Here is a 13,418-nt window from a genome sequence, read left to right on the forward strand (position 1 = left end):
AAAAGCCCTCCCGGCTAAACCGGGAGGGCTTTTTTAATTTGAGAATTTGAAGATTTGAAAGTGTGTAAATGACATGCAAGGACTAATTACCTCAACTGCTTTGTTTTGCACTTTGTTCTTCGTACAGGCCAAACACATTGCCATCGGGGTCGCTGAAGGTGGCGGTTATTTCAGGTGCGTGCCTGCCTATCCCCTCCGTAATTCTGCCGCCGCTGGCTTCAATGGCTTCCATGGTTTTGTGAATATCAAACACCATGATGTACACAATCATACCCGGACTGGTATTGGGTTTCCGGTCAGCCGTCCACATACCGCTTACCTGCCCCGTGGTGTCGTCAAATGAAGTAATGCCTCCATCCCGCTTACGGATACTCCACCCGAACACCGTTTCATAAAACGCCGCCGCCCGCGGCACATCCGCAGCATATATTTCGAGATAGCAAATTTTGCCATTGGCCATTTGAGGTTCCATGAGAGAACAATTTGAGAGTTTGAAGATTTGTCCGAAACACTCCTCCGGAGAAAGTATGCTAATGAGGAACAGCCGGATCAGTCAAATGGTTTGATGGTTTGATGCTAAATTGCTTTCCAGTCGGTTCAAAGTCTCGCCAGGATAGTCTCAATGTGTCGGCTCCCGATTCCCGGCATCAGGTTCGCTTCGATTGCATTTCATTCACTATTGCCTAGGATGTAGGCATTTATTTGTGTCATACGGTATTATTTTTTGATGATTGGCCAAACATGAATATAATTCTTACAACTCAATGCCACAGCGGCAGGACGCGACAAATAAAGGGTGCTTTCAGGCCAAAAATGCTTTATCTTGGTAGTCATAAACGATAATGCCGCGATGATTCACCTGGGTATTTTACTAACACAACACCACCGCCTGCTGAGTGTGGCCGCAATGCTCGACCTGTTTGAGACGGCCAACGAATTTTGTGCTGCAGAGGGCTGTGACGAACACTTTGAAATTACACTGCTGCATACAGCAAACAGCAAGCCGGTTTCCTATTCAGCACATCCCATTTACCCGCTGCAGACGGCCCCGCAGCAAGACCTGATACTGATCCCCTCCTTCGCCAGCAACAACCTGCCTGCCGGTATTGATGCCAATATAGAATGCATTCCCTGGCTGCAACAGCAATACCGCAACGGCGCAGAGATTGCCGGCTTTTGCACAGGCGTGTTCCTGCTGGCTGCCACCGGTCTGCTGGACAATAAGCCGGCCACCACACACATACAATCTGCCCCTGCCTTTGCCAGGAACTTCCCCAAAGTACAGTTGCGGAGTGCAGAGGTAACCACGTTTGACCAGGGTATTTACACCGGCGGCGGCGCCACCAACAGTTTTCACCTGATGCTGCGCATGCTGGAGAAATACTGCGGCCCCACCATCGCCGTTCGCACAGCGAAGTATTTTGCGATAGACATGAACCGCGAGCAGCAGGCATACTTCAGTACATTTCAGCCCGTACAGAACCACAAAGACGAGCTGGTAAAAACCCTGCAGCAACGCATTGAACACAACTTTGGTGAAGCAACCTCTATCGAGGAACTGCTGAGTGAAATACCTTCGAGCAGGCGTAACCTGGTGCGCCGTTTTAAAGCAGCCACAGGCGTTACGCCTATTGAATACCTGCAGAAGATAAGAATTGAAGCCGCCAAATCACTGTTGGAACAAACTGACAAAAGCGTGCTGGATGTAATGCTGCACGCAGGCTACAACGATCTCAAAACCTTCAGGCAGTTGTTCCGCAAAAACACGGGTATGACGCCTACGGCTTACCGTGACAAATTTTACCGGGCGCAGATGATTGAGCTAACCTGAGATGGTTTCATTGTTCAATGGTTTAACGTTTGAAGGTTATTGTTGGGTGAGTTGGCCTGGGTGCCCCCTTCATTTGTCATGATTGCACACCCTGGTGTTTTGCGGTGCGATGTAGTTTTGCTTATTCTAAACGATCAATGTAAACATATGGCAAACCAGATATTTGTAAACCTGGCGGTAAAGAACCTGCCGGCAAGTATGGATTATTTTAAGGGCATCGGTTTTACTTTTAACCCGAAGTTCACCAATGATAGCGGCGCTTGTATGGAGATAGGTCCTAACATTTACGCCATGCTGCTTACAGAGCCGTTTTTCAGCACTTTTACCACTAAGGGTATCTCAGACAGTTCCCAAACCACAGAAGCTATTATTGCCCTCTCTGCCGAAAACAGGCAGGAAGTAGATGAACTGGCAGACAAGGCCATCGCCGGCGGCGGCACAGCTGCCAAGCCTACTACAGACTATGGCTGGATGTACAGCCGCAACTTCTACGACATTGACGGCCACCATTGGGAAATCTTTTACATGGATGAAGCGGCTGCGCCAAAAGCAATGTGAGAATTTGAAAATTTGAAAGTGTGCAAATGAGGGAACAATGGTTTTTATTGTTTCAGGCTTAAGGTTTAACGTTTTGCCTGTGCCTGTGGCTGTGTCCCCACAGCCACCTTCGCACTAAAACCAAGCGGCTGTGAGGACACAGCCGCGGGCGAGGTAAGGGAAAAAATTCGCTCAGATAGTCCCGACTGGAAAACAGCTGCAAGCTTCAGGCTACAAGCTGCGAGCTTGTTTGTGCTAAATCGCTTCCGGCGATAAGTGTACTGGTTATTTTAATACCCGCTAAGATCACCATGGCTCACGGCTAATAAAAAAGGCACGCATACCGCGTGCCTTTTTTATTAGCTGAGCGCCCAGGCCTTGTCTCCTTTCTTGTAAGGGAAACTGCCGTCGAACTTGCCCGGGATGGGCAGGTAGCGCAGTGCTTTGGTAGCGCCTACTTCTGAAGAGAAATAGCCCCATACCGTTAACTGGCGCAGCATGCTGAAATAATGCGATGGCGCATCTTTGGCGCGTTTGGCATCATAATCCTGTGCGGCCTTGCCTTCTGCAGTTAATACCGTGGTTTTCTGTTCTGCAGTCAATTCCGCAAATTTCTTTTTATAGGCTTTGTCTGCTGCCTCGTTCAGGGTTTGCAGGCCTTTTACAAACACCTGCTGGTCTTCGGGTGAATAACAATCGGTAACGATTGTTTTCATAAAAGCGCCCACTTTGGCTGCTTTGGCGCCCGGTGAACCTGGTGTATCGGGAATGATGGTATCGGATATTTCATCCATATACGCCACATCTTCGTCTGCAAACAAACCTGTTTTGGCAGCAGGGGTTTTGCAGCCTGACAGGAAAGAGTTGGCGCCGATGATTGTACCGCCGAATATTACTGCTGCGGCAGATAATGCTTCACGTCTGTTCATGTATCAATCAGTTTAATGCGGTTAGAGATTTTGTTTTTTCAGTTCGTTCACGGCAAAGTCTGCTGCACGTGCGGTAAACGCCATGTAAGACAGTGACGGGTTTACACACGCGGCTGAAGTCATAAACGCACCGTCGGTTACAAACACGTTGGGGGCATCCCATACCTGGTTGTTTTTGTTCACCACCGATGTTTTAGGATCTGCACCCATGCGCGCAGTACCCATTTCATGAATACCACGGCCCGGTGTGCCATCACCATCCCAGCCCTGTACATTTTTAACGCCGGCTGCTTCCAGCATTTCAATGGCATCCTGCTTCATGTCTTTACGCATGGCCAGCTCATTTGATTTCAGTTCGCAGTCAATGGCCAGCACATTGAGGCCCCATTTGTCCTTGGTATTTTTATCCAGGGAAACCATGTTGCTGTGATCGGGCAGGATTTCGCCGAAGCCACCCATACCCATTGTCCAGCTGCCTGGTTCGGTAAGTGCTTCCTTGAAAGCAGCACCCAGCATCAGTTCAGGCACAGCGCGTTTCCAGCCTTCGCGTGAACCGCCGCCCTGGTAACCAAAGCCGCGCAGGTAATCCCTTTTATCACCAAACAGGTTGCGGTAGCGGGGAATATACACACCATTGGCGCGGCGGCCGTACGTGTATTTGTCTTCATAACCTTCAACATAACCAGAAGCGCCTACGCCCAGGTGGTGGTCCATCAGGTTGTGGCCCAGCTCATTGCTGCTGCTGCCCAAACCGCCCGGCCATATATCGGTGGCGCTGTTCATCAATATCCAGGTACTGTTTAAGGTAGAGGCATTGAGGAACACGATTTTTGAAGTGAACTCGTAAGTTTTGTTGGTTTCTGCATCCAGCACTTCTACGCCGGTTGCGCGTTTTTTGTCCTTATCGTACAGCACGCGGGTAACAATGCTCCAGGGGCGAACCGTGAGGTTACCGGTTTTCATGGCAGCAGGCAAGGTAGCAGACTGTGTGCTGAAATAAGCGCCGAACGGACAGCCCAGCCAGCATTTATTACGGTACTGGCAGTTGGTACGGCCTTCGTGTGGCGCAGTTAAGTTGGCGGTGCGGCCCATAATCATAGAGCGCTGGCCTTTATAATAAGCCTTCAGCCTGGCAGCCACGTCTTTTTCCACGATGGTCATTTCCATGGGTGGCAGAAACTGGCCGTCGGGCAGCTGCGGGAGACCGTCACGGTTACCGCTGATGCCTGCGAATTTCTCTACATAATCGTACCAGGGTTCAATTTCCTTGTAGCGCACGGGCCAGTCAACAGCAATACCGTCTTTGGCATTGGCTTCAAAGTCAAAATCGCTCCAGCGGTAGCTTTGTCGGCCCCACATTAACGAGCGGCCGCCCATATGGTAGCCCCTGAACCAGTCGAAACGTTTTATTTCAGTATAAGGCGATTCTTTTTCGTTTACCCAGTAATCGAGATTGGTTTCATTTAAAGGATAGTCTCTTTTCAGCACAGGATAATCCTTAATCATTTGCTGTGTGCGTTCTCCGCGGTGGGCAAATTCCCAGGGCGCCTTGTTGGCATTTACATAATCCTTAATGTGTTCAATATTGCGTCCCCTTTCCAATAAAAGTACCTTCAGGCCTTTTTCGGTCAGTTCCTTTGCAGCCCAGCCCCCGCTGATGCCGGAGCCTACCACAATCGCATCGTAATGCTGTTGCGCCATGATGTGAAATTGATTTGAGTGTATATAGAATCAGGTTGTCCATGTATATTGGCGCCTGCTATGCGGTGAGGCACCAGGCAATCGTTGTTTGTTTTACGGCATCCGCCAGGCAGCGGAAGAAGTGGTAAGTTAGGTATTTTCCCGATTCAACAACGCAATAAATACTGTATTCGGCGAAAGCCGTTCACATTAGTATAAAGCTGCATTTTTTATCCACCCTGTTTCAGCGGCTGTGGCGGTGCTGTCGCCCGCAGGCCTGCCGAGAATTTGTATGCTGAGAATATCAGCCGGCTGCGGGCCTGCAGCGGGTTGTTTAATACAGGTCATTTTTTCATTGGGCGCCAGTATAATACGCTGTCCGCTGCGGTTACCGAGCGTTACTTCCATATCACCCTGCAGCAGAATGGTTTGCACAGCAGTGTCCTGGTCATAACTGCGTATATTAAAAAAGGCGCCGGTGGTATTGTACGAGAGTTGAGCGGTATACACCTGGAAAGGTTTGTTGCGCAGGCGTACCACTTCAAAAAATGCTTCTCCTGCCACATTCACCTCGCGGGTTTGCGTGGTATTGTTTTCGGTATAACTGAGGCGGGAATTGCTGTTGAGGTACACCTGGCTCCCATCCGGCAGGCGTATTTTTTTTACCTGCCCGGCTATGGTTTCATAATGCCTGGTTTGTGTATAGGCTGCAACGGGTTGGTAACGGTAATACAGTAAGGTTGCAGCCAGTAGTATGGCAGCAATAATGGCTACATACATCAGCACTTTGGGCGGCATTACCGATTCGGGTGGCAGAGCAGGTTCAAGCGTTTTAGGATCGAACCGGCCGCTCAGCTGCATTTTTACATATTGCGCGGCATAGGCTTCATCTGCATCGTTGCGCAGGTTGCCGGCATCCTGGTGGTGAGTGAGCAAACGATCGTGCAACAGGCGCCATTCCTGGCTACAGGCAACCAGCCGGCCCAGCTGCTCAAGGTCGCCGGCACTGGCTTCGCCCGATAGTTTGCGGCGCAGCAAGGTATAAAATAACTTTTCAGGGGACATATATGCTATAATGATAACAGTAAGCAGCACACTGCTGTATTTACTGCAATAATTATTTATTCTTCAACAGGTGTTCTTTCACCAGCGTACCCATGCGTGTTAATGCCAGTTGCAGGTGTGTTTCCAGTGCATGAACAGAAACACCCAGTACCGCAGCCGCTTCTTTGCAGGTACAGGCTGTGGGCCGCACCAGTAAATAAGCCAGCTTCGATTTATACGGCAGCTCTTGCAGGGCAGCCTGCATTACACGCGTAAAAGCAGCTGTAGGATACAACGGCCCGTCACCGGCATACAACGAAGTCAACGCTACTGCTTCCGGCGCCGCCTGTGTTTTGTGATGCGCCTCCCACGCAGCACAGCCGTTCTTCACAACAATGAACAGGTATATTTTCAGCTGCTGAATTTCGCACAGCCGCTCTTCCATATCCCATACATGCAGCAATGCATTGCCCACCAGCTCTTCCGCCACATCAACATTGTTGGTAATACTATACGCGAAACGCACTAAAGCAGGATGGTAGTGAAGAAAGATTTTTTTATAGGACTGCTCATCACGGTTAAACGCAACAGCGTACTGCAGTTGTAATATTTCAGCTGGCGTAAATGGCAATCGTTTAGACAATTTGGCTAAACAAGTTTAGACAGTTCTGCTGATACTTCAAAATATTTCACCATTCCAATTTGTGCACAGCCGGTCAATGTAAACCCGCTATTCTCCTGTCGTGAATCGTCAGTCGTCAGTCGTCAGTCGTGAGTGATCTAAGAGAGTATTAATTTCGAGAATCGAGACATCGACACGTCGAGACTATCTAAGCGAGTATGTTCCCCCTTTGATGCCTGCGGCAGTTCAACTTCCAACGTTAAACTTTAAACCTCTAAACAAAACTGGTCCCGGCTGAGCCGGGACCAGTTGCTTACACTTTGATGCCTTCCTTTATTTCATCGCTGGCATTTACCATAACCTGGTCGCCCGGTTCAAAGCTGCCGAACACTTCTGTTTTTTCTGCACTGGTATTGCCGGTCGTTACATCCACTTTTACCGTAACGCCTTTGCGTACTACAACAACATACTTCCGTTCAGTAGAAGTAACCACAGCCTGTTTGGATACCACCCAGGCATCTTTGTTACCCGTTAACTGCAGCACCACATCGGCATACATGCCGGGTGTTAACATACCATCGGCATTGTACACATCCATTTCAACACGCATGGTGCGGTATTGCATGTTAATATTGCCCGACCTGCGGGTGATGGCCGCACTCATTTTTTTACCAGGGAACGCGCTTAAAAAGAAATCCATTTTTTCTTTCCCTGCAATAGCGCTGCCGGCATATTCCGGCACATCTACCTGCAAACGCAGGCGGTTGGTTTGCTTCAGCTCCAGCATGGGTTTCTGCTCTTTGGCGGTAGCACTTACCAATGCACCGGGGTGTACATTGCGTTCTGTAATTACCCCATCAAACGGCGCGCGCACTTCCAGGTAATCCTGCATGGTTTGCTGCATTTGCCAGTTGGCTTTTTCTGCATTGCGCAAAGCGCTGTCTGCTTCGGTGCGGGCTTTGGCGGTAGCCAGATCCATCGGGGCAATGGCACCCTTTGTTGCAGCAGCCTGCAACAGGCGTTTGTAGTTTTCAACACTTATGGTATAATCTGCCTGCGCGCGGCCATATTTTTCCCTGGCCTGCACACTGGCCTGTTGCAACTCAGGCGCCTGCAGTGTCATCAGCAACTGGCCTTTATGCACCTGCGACCCGATATCTACCGATACCTGCTGTACATAACCATTTACTTTGGGAAAAATGCTCACTTCCTGGTAAGCAGCCAGCTGTGCGGGCAATTGCAAGGTGCCGCTTACGCCGCCTTTTTCAAGGGGTGCCAATGTGTATTGTTGTTTGGGAGCTTTGGGCGCAGGCTTGTGTTCAGCTGAATTACCTGAGGAGCAGCCGTACACGCCCGCAAGCAACACTGTAAATAGAATAATGGTCTGTTTCATGTTCAATGATTTTATGGTTGATCGTGGTCTTCAGGCCACAACGAAACGGTTTCATAATTTTTCTTCTGCTGCACCCAGCCGTATACCAGCGGTACAATAAACAAGGCTGCAAACGTAGACGCAGCCAGTCCGCCGATCACTGCCCTGCCCAATGGTGCACTCTGGTCACCTGCTTCACCCAGGCCGCTGGCCATTGGTATCATGCCGGCGATCATGGCAAGACTGGTCATTAAAATAGGACGCAGGCGCACACCTGCACTTACAATCGCTGCTTTAAACGGATCTTTATAAGTAAGTCTTAGTGTTTCGGCATTCGTTACAATCAAAATGGCATTGGCCACCGACACACCGGTTGACATGATGATACCCATGTACGATTGCAGGTTAAGCGTAGCACCTGTGGCCAGCAGCAACAACATGGAACCCAGCAATACCGCAGGCACGGTAGCCAGTACCGTTACTGCCAGGCCAAAGCTCTGGTAGTTGGCAGCCAGCAACAACAATATTACCACGATAGCAGCCAGCAGACCGGTTTGCAGCGAACTGAGCGTTTCTGTAAGCAGTGAAGACATACCCTTTACCTCTGTAATTAAACCCACCGGCTTTTCACCCAAATCGGCAATCGCCTTCTGCACGGCACCAGTGGCAGTGCCAAGGTCTTTTTTATACACATTGGCACTTACGGTTACAAACCTGCGCGGGCCACTTCTGTCGTACTCACCCGGTGCATTGGCCACAGAAAGTGTGGCTACATCACTCAGCACCGGCCGTACCGCACCTTTTACCAGGGGTATGGCATTGAGCTGTGTTACGGAGTTCATGATATACTCCGGTATCTGCACCTGCGTTTGGTAAGTATAAGCAGAGCGTTCATCCAGCCACAGGTTCTTGTTGGTATACCGGCTGGAAGAGGTAGCATCGGTAATACTCTTCGATACCTGGTCAATCGTTAACCCCATCTGCGCCAGTTTATAGCGGTCGATGGTGATATTGATATTACGCACATGCAATGGCTGCGCTATCTGCACATCGCGCAGAAACGGCACCTGCTGCAGGCGTTTTACCAGTTGTTCTGCATAGCCGGTAATATCATCATAGTTTTTACCGCTTACTGCTACTTCAACCGGTGTAGATGCACCCTGCGCCATAATTTTCTCCGTAAGTTCAATTGGTTCAAAAGACAACTTCACGGAAGGATAAGCAACGGCCACATCATGACGGATGCGCTCTTTCAGGTCATCCATTTTTACTTTGTACGATTCATCGAGGTTTACCTGCACAATGGCCTCATGTGTGCCGCTGGTAAACACATACAGGTTGCTGGAGCCAAAACTGCTGGGCACCAGTCCCACATAAGCCGAGCTAATGGCTACATGGTTGTGCACGGCGCTATCAATAATCTGCAGGATGCCCCTGGTGGTTTGTTCCGTTATTTCCAGGCGTGTACCATCCGGCTCACGCACACGCACCTGCAGCTGGCCGCTGTTGGTTTTAGGCAGCAGGTCTTTACCGATGATCACGAAACATGCTGCCGCAGCACCAAAGGCCAGCACCAGGTATAGCATCACCAGGGCTTTCCGCTTTGGCATCCATAGCTGCAAACGGTTCATCAGCCTGTTCTTCATACGCTGAAAGAAACCGTTCTCTTCAGGATGTTGTGCATCTTCATTGGTATGCTCGTTTACTTCGCGCACCTCTTCTTCATTCAAAGCCAGTCCTGCATGTGCATGATCTGTTTCGTGGTGATAGGTGAAATGATCTGCCTTCAGCAATTTATTGGCGATAACAGGCACCAGTGTTTGCGCTGCCACAAACGATACAATCATGGCAAAGCCGATAGATAACGACAGTGGCAGGAACATGGCCTTAGGCACACCATTCATCATAAATGCCGGCGCAAACACAGCAAGTATACACAGCAGTATAAGCAACAGCGGGAAAGAGATTTCCGCACAGGCATCACGTATCGCACGCATTTTCGGTTTGCCCATTTCCAGGTGCTGGTGAATGTTTTCGATGGTTACCGTGGCCTGGTCAACCAGTACACCAATGGCCAGCGAAAGCCCGCTCAGCGTCATGATATTGATGGTTTGCCCGGCCATATGCAAAAAGAATACGGCGCTTAAGATAGATACCGGTATGGTAATAATCACCACCAGGCTGCTACGCCAGTCGCGCAAAAACAGCAGTACCATTAACCCCGTAAGAATAGCGCCCAGTATGCCTTCTGTCATCAGGCTTTTGGCGGAGTTCATTACAAACACACTCTGGTCAAACTCATAGCTGATGTTCACATCATCGGGCAGCAGGGTTTTCATCTCCCCCATCTTGCCTTTCAGCGCCTGCACTACTTCCCAGGTACTGGCATCGGCCGTTTTTACCACCGGTATGTATACGGAGCGTTTGCCATTCACCAGCGCATAATCTACCGTAACATCTGCCCCATCGCTTACATGCGCCACATCACGCACAAAAACAGCAGCCGTACCCTGCGTGGCAATGGGGATATCGCCAAAATGATTCACCTTTTCCTCGAGTGAGTTAATGGCAGTAACATACATCAGGCTGTCAACACGCAGGTTACCTGCCGGTGTAATGGTATTGTTCTTCGCAATGGCGCTCACCACTTCATCGGGTGAAAGATTGTAGCTGCGCAGCTTTTGCGGATCAACATTAATCACCACGGTACGCGCATTAGAGCCAAACGGCGGCGAGGCAGAGAGGCCGGGCACTGTGGCAAACAGCGGGCGTATGCGTGTGAGTACAAGATCGAACATCTCCTTAAGCGATTTGGTTTCACTGCTAAACACCAGCTCGCCCACCGGTAACGACGATGCATCGAAACGCACCACCTGTGGCGGCAATGCACCTGGCGGAAAGAAGGCCATGGTGCGGTTTACCTGCAAGGCCACCTGCGCCGAAGCTTCGGCCATATCGGTGTTTTCATAAAACGTAAGCTTGATCAATGACAAGCCCTGCGTGTTTTTACTTTCTATGTTTTTAATGCCGTTTACATACAGAAACTGGTCCTGCATGCGCGTGGCGAAAAAGCCTTCCATTTGTTTGGGCGACATGCCGCCGTACTGCTCAATTACATAAATGGTAGGCAGGTTGAGTTTCGGGAAAATATCGATGGGTATTTTGCGAATGGCTGCTACGGAAAACAGCAGCAGGCCAAGGAACAATACCAACACCGTAACGGGTTTCTTTAATGCTGCACGTACCATGGCTAATTTTTTAATGATTGAATAAACAAATCAAGGTTGCCGGTGGCAGCTGCCTTGTCAAGATTGGCCTGCATCCACTCATTCAGTGTTTCCACGTAATCAGTCTGCGCGCGGTACAGCAGGAAGGAGGCATTGGTTAAATCAATCACATTGATAATGCCGGCCCTGTATTGTGCCATCTTCTGCTCATACGCATCCGCTGCTGCCTGCAGCTGAACCGGTAACTGCAACAGGTTGGCTTCTGCGGTACTGATGGCTGTCTGCGACTGACGCAATGCTGTTTGCAATGCCTGCTGCTGTTGCTGCAACGCATAATCACTGGCCTGTATGCTGAACTTGTTTTCGGCCAGCCGGTCGCGGCGGTGCACGCCGTTAAACAGGTCGTACACAAAGGCAACCCCTACACCATAGTTATATCGCTGGTAACCTAATCCTGTTGCTAACGATTTATAATTGCTGGCATCATCAATACTCGAACCCCTGCCCCAGAAACTCGCGGCCAGCAATATTTTGGGGAGATAACTTTTCTTAATGAGCTGCGTGGCAGACTGCAGCAATTGTTTTTGCGCGGCATAGTAAGCGGTAAGCGGGTTGCGGGCAGTATCATTGCCGCCTGCAGCGAAAATTGTGTGGGCATCAACCGCATATACCGAGCGTGCAGTGTCAATGGCAATACTGTCTGTAATGCCTGTTAAAAAGCTGAGTTGCTGGCGCAGCTGCTGCACATCGCCCATGCGGCGGTTGCTGGTTACCTGCGCGCGCGACAGCTCGGCCAGTGCCAGCGAAGAATCCACACCTGGCTTGATACCGCTGGCAGTTACGGCCTGTATTACTTCGTATACAGCCTGGTAGCGGCTGATGTTCTGCTGATCAACCGCCTGCTGGTAAATATTGCGCAGTAAACTGAAATAGGTTTTGCTCACCTGCAGCTTAAGCAGGTAGGTTTCTTTGGCAAGATCACTTTCGCTGAGCTGTTGTTTGCTGACAGCATTGTTCACCCTTGCCTTGTTTAAACCGAAATTCTCCAGCTCATATTCGCCATACAGCATACCAATATTACCGGTAGCGGCATCACTGATATTGGCTGAGCGGATGGAGCCGGAAGTAGACACCATACCAAAGGGGAAATAAGACCCATTTACACTGTTGGCCGTAGCCAGTGAAAGCTGGTCTTCTACTTTCACGGAAGGAAGCGCCGCATGTTTGGCCTGTGTTACCACGGCGGCTGCGCTGTTTACCTGCGCCTGTTTCTGTAAAATAACGGGTAAGTGATGAACAGCAGCATCTGTCAATGCCTGCAGCTGGTAGGGCTTACCGGCGCTTTGGGCATGTACAGTATAACTCATTGCAACAAGCCATGCGCCTACTACAACAGCCACCGCTCTTTCTGTGGAAAAAGCCATGAATACTGATTTAAATGAAAAAAGGTAAAACGATCGGGTTGTGAGGTTAACCCAATGCAGGCGGCGCCCTTAGCGAAGAATGCAGTAACAGGCGGTTGAGTACTACCTGCCTGTAAGTGAAGTATTGTTTTTTAATGACCTGGTAGGTAACGTCGGGCAATTTTGCCACGCTGTTAACGGCCATCACCGGCTGGGGAGCATAACGTTTGTTGAGCCAGCCTGTTTTTTTGCTGTGTGTGGTATCCAGCTGTGTTAATGTTACCGGTTTGGTTTTACCGGCTGCAGCTGTTTCCTGGCCCTGGCTTATCCAGGCATAGGTAACATCTGTATGGGGCGTTGAAAAGCGCAGGCACAACTGCACTGCAAAAAATACAGTGTAAATGCCCAGCAGCAATAACTTAAATGCAAAACGCGCCATCCGGCGAAGCTAAGACAATAAGTGGTTCAATGGGTTAATTGTTTTATTGTTTCAGGGTTTAAAGGTTTAAGGTTTAACGTTATTTTGTGCTGCAGGCATTGTTTAGTACAGGTGGACATCGTGATTCGTGATTATCTTAGCGAGACAGGGTTGCCGGTGAGGACACCGGCAACGGCATCAGGGGGCAGCACTCACCACTCACCGATTTTGTACGAGCCTGAAATAAGTTGACCAAAAAACCAGGTCAAACATGGCAAAAACACATTTAGTAACCCGACGCGTCTTCAGTGAAGAGGTACGTCGCAGTGCCGTAAAGGCAATTGAATCAGGAAAG

11 protein-coding genes are annotated in these 13,418 nt (G+C 49.7%); 2 read left to right on the forward strand and 9 right to left on the reverse strand.

Annotated elements, in window-relative coordinates; translation table 11 throughout:
- Positions 1–91: 91 nt before the first annotated feature.
- Positions 92–472, reverse strand: coding sequence for a VOC family protein (locus tag DXN05_RS23955; RefSeq protein ID WP_116849847.1), 381 nt, complete (start codon positions 470–472; stop codon positions 92–94).
- A gap of 351 nt (positions 473–823) precedes the next feature.
- Between DXN05_RS23955 and DXN05_RS23960 the strand changes: the two genes are divergently transcribed.
- Both DXN05_RS23960 and DXN05_RS23965 read left to right on the forward strand, forming a co-directional pair.
- The gene (locus DXN05_RS23960; RefSeq protein WP_245975294.1) at positions 824–1,831 is read left to right on the forward strand and encodes a GlxA family transcriptional regulator; all 1,008 of its coding nucleotides are present in this window, start codon (positions 824–826) and stop codon (positions 1,829–1,831) included.
- A gap of 147 nt (positions 1,832–1,978) precedes the next feature.
- Positions 1,979–2,389: a VOC family protein gene (locus DXN05_RS23965; RefSeq protein WP_116849849.1), complete on the forward strand. Its 411-nt coding sequence runs from the start codon at positions 1,979–1,981 to the stop codon at positions 2,387–2,389.
- A gap of 338 nt (positions 2,390–2,727) precedes the next feature.
- Here the strand turns inward: DXN05_RS23965 and DXN05_RS23970 are convergent, their stop codons facing one another.
- From DXN05_RS23970 to DXN05_RS24005, 8 genes are all read right to left on the reverse strand, one after another.
- Positions 2,728–3,297 carry a gluconate 2-dehydrogenase subunit 3 family protein gene (locus DXN05_RS23970; protein ID WP_116849850.1) on the reverse strand — a complete coding sequence of 190 codons (570 nt, stop codon included), beginning with the start codon at positions 3,295–3,297 and terminating at the stop codon, positions 2,728–2,730.
- Between the two features lie 21 nt (positions 3,298–3,318).
- Positions 3,319–4,998: a GMC oxidoreductase gene (locus DXN05_RS23975; RefSeq protein WP_116849851.1), complete on the reverse strand. Its 1,680-nt coding sequence runs from the start codon at positions 4,996–4,998 to the stop codon at positions 3,319–3,321.
- Between the two features lie 189 nt (positions 4,999–5,187).
- Positions 5,188–6,042, reverse strand: coding sequence for a FecR family protein (locus DXN05_RS23980; protein WP_116849852.1), 855 nt, complete (start codon positions 6,040–6,042; stop codon positions 5,188–5,190).
- A 52-nt stretch (positions 6,043–6,094) separates the two neighbouring features.
- Positions 6,095–6,664, reverse strand: coding sequence for an RNA polymerase sigma factor (locus tag DXN05_RS23985; protein WP_116849853.1), 570 nt, complete (start codon positions 6,662–6,664; stop codon positions 6,095–6,097).
- 292 nt (positions 6,665–6,956) lie between these two features.
- Positions 6,957–8,036, reverse strand: coding sequence for an efflux RND transporter periplasmic adaptor subunit (locus DXN05_RS23990; RefSeq protein ID WP_116849854.1), 1,080 nt, complete (start codon positions 8,034–8,036; stop codon positions 6,957–6,959).
- An 11-nt stretch (positions 8,037–8,047) separates the two neighbouring features.
- Positions 8,048–11,263 carry an efflux RND transporter permease subunit gene (locus DXN05_RS23995; RefSeq protein ID WP_116849855.1) on the reverse strand — a complete coding sequence of 1,072 codons (3,216 nt, stop codon included), beginning with the start codon at positions 11,261–11,263 and terminating at the stop codon, positions 8,048–8,050.
- 2 nt (positions 11,264–11,265) lie between these two features.
- A complete protein-coding gene (locus DXN05_RS24000; RefSeq protein ID WP_116849856.1) occupies positions 11,266–12,666 on the reverse strand; it encodes a TolC family protein in 1,401 nt (466 codons plus the stop codon).
- A gap of 46 nt (positions 12,667–12,712) precedes the next feature.
- A complete protein-coding gene (locus DXN05_RS24005) occupies positions 12,713–13,084 on the reverse strand; it encodes a hypothetical protein (RefSeq protein ID WP_116849857.1) in 372 nt (123 codons plus the stop codon).
- Between the last annotated feature and the right edge of the window lie 334 nt (positions 13,085–13,418).

It is taken from the genome of Deminuibacter soli (assembly GCF_003412455.1).
GTDB classification, from domain to species: Bacteria; Bacteroidota; Bacteroidia; order Chitinophagales; family Chitinophagaceae; genus Deminuibacter; species Deminuibacter soli.

What these genes read in the sequence shown, in the direction of transcription:
- DXN05_RS23955 (WP_116849847.1), bottom strand. Translation starts at nt 472, where the DNA reads ATGGAACCTCAAATGGCCAATGGCAAAATTTGCTATCTCGAAATATAT.
- DXN05_RS23965 (WP_116849849.1), top strand. Translation starts at nt 1,979, where the DNA reads ATGGCAAACCAGATATTTGTAAACCTGGCGGTAAAGAACCTGCCGGCA.
- DXN05_RS23970 (WP_116849850.1), bottom strand. Translation starts at nt 3,297, where the DNA reads ATGAACAGACGTGAAGCATTATCTGCCGCAGCAGTAATATTCGGCGGT.
- DXN05_RS23975 (WP_116849851.1), bottom strand. Translation starts at nt 4,998, where the DNA reads ATGGCGCAACAGCATTACGATGCGATTGTGGTAGGCTCCGGCATCAGC.
- DXN05_RS23980 (WP_116849852.1), bottom strand. Translation starts at nt 6,042, where the DNA reads ATGTCCCCTGAAAAGTTATTTTATACCTTGCTGCGCCGCAAACTATCG.
- DXN05_RS23990 (WP_116849854.1), bottom strand. Translation starts at nt 8,036, where the DNA reads ATGAAACAGACCATTATTCTATTTACAGTGTTGCTTGCGGGCGTGTAC.
- DXN05_RS23995 (WP_116849855.1), bottom strand. Translation starts at nt 11,263, where the DNA reads ATGGTACGTGCAGCATTAAAGAAACCCGTTACGGTGTTGGTATTGTTC.
- DXN05_RS24000 (WP_116849856.1), bottom strand. Translation starts at nt 12,666, where the DNA reads ATGGCTTTTTCCACAGAAAGAGCGGTGGCTGTTGTAGTAGGCGCATGG.
- DXN05_RS24005 (WP_116849857.1), bottom strand. Translation starts at nt 13,084, where the DNA reads ATGGCGCGTTTTGCATTTAAGTTATTGCTGCTGGGCATTTACACTGTA.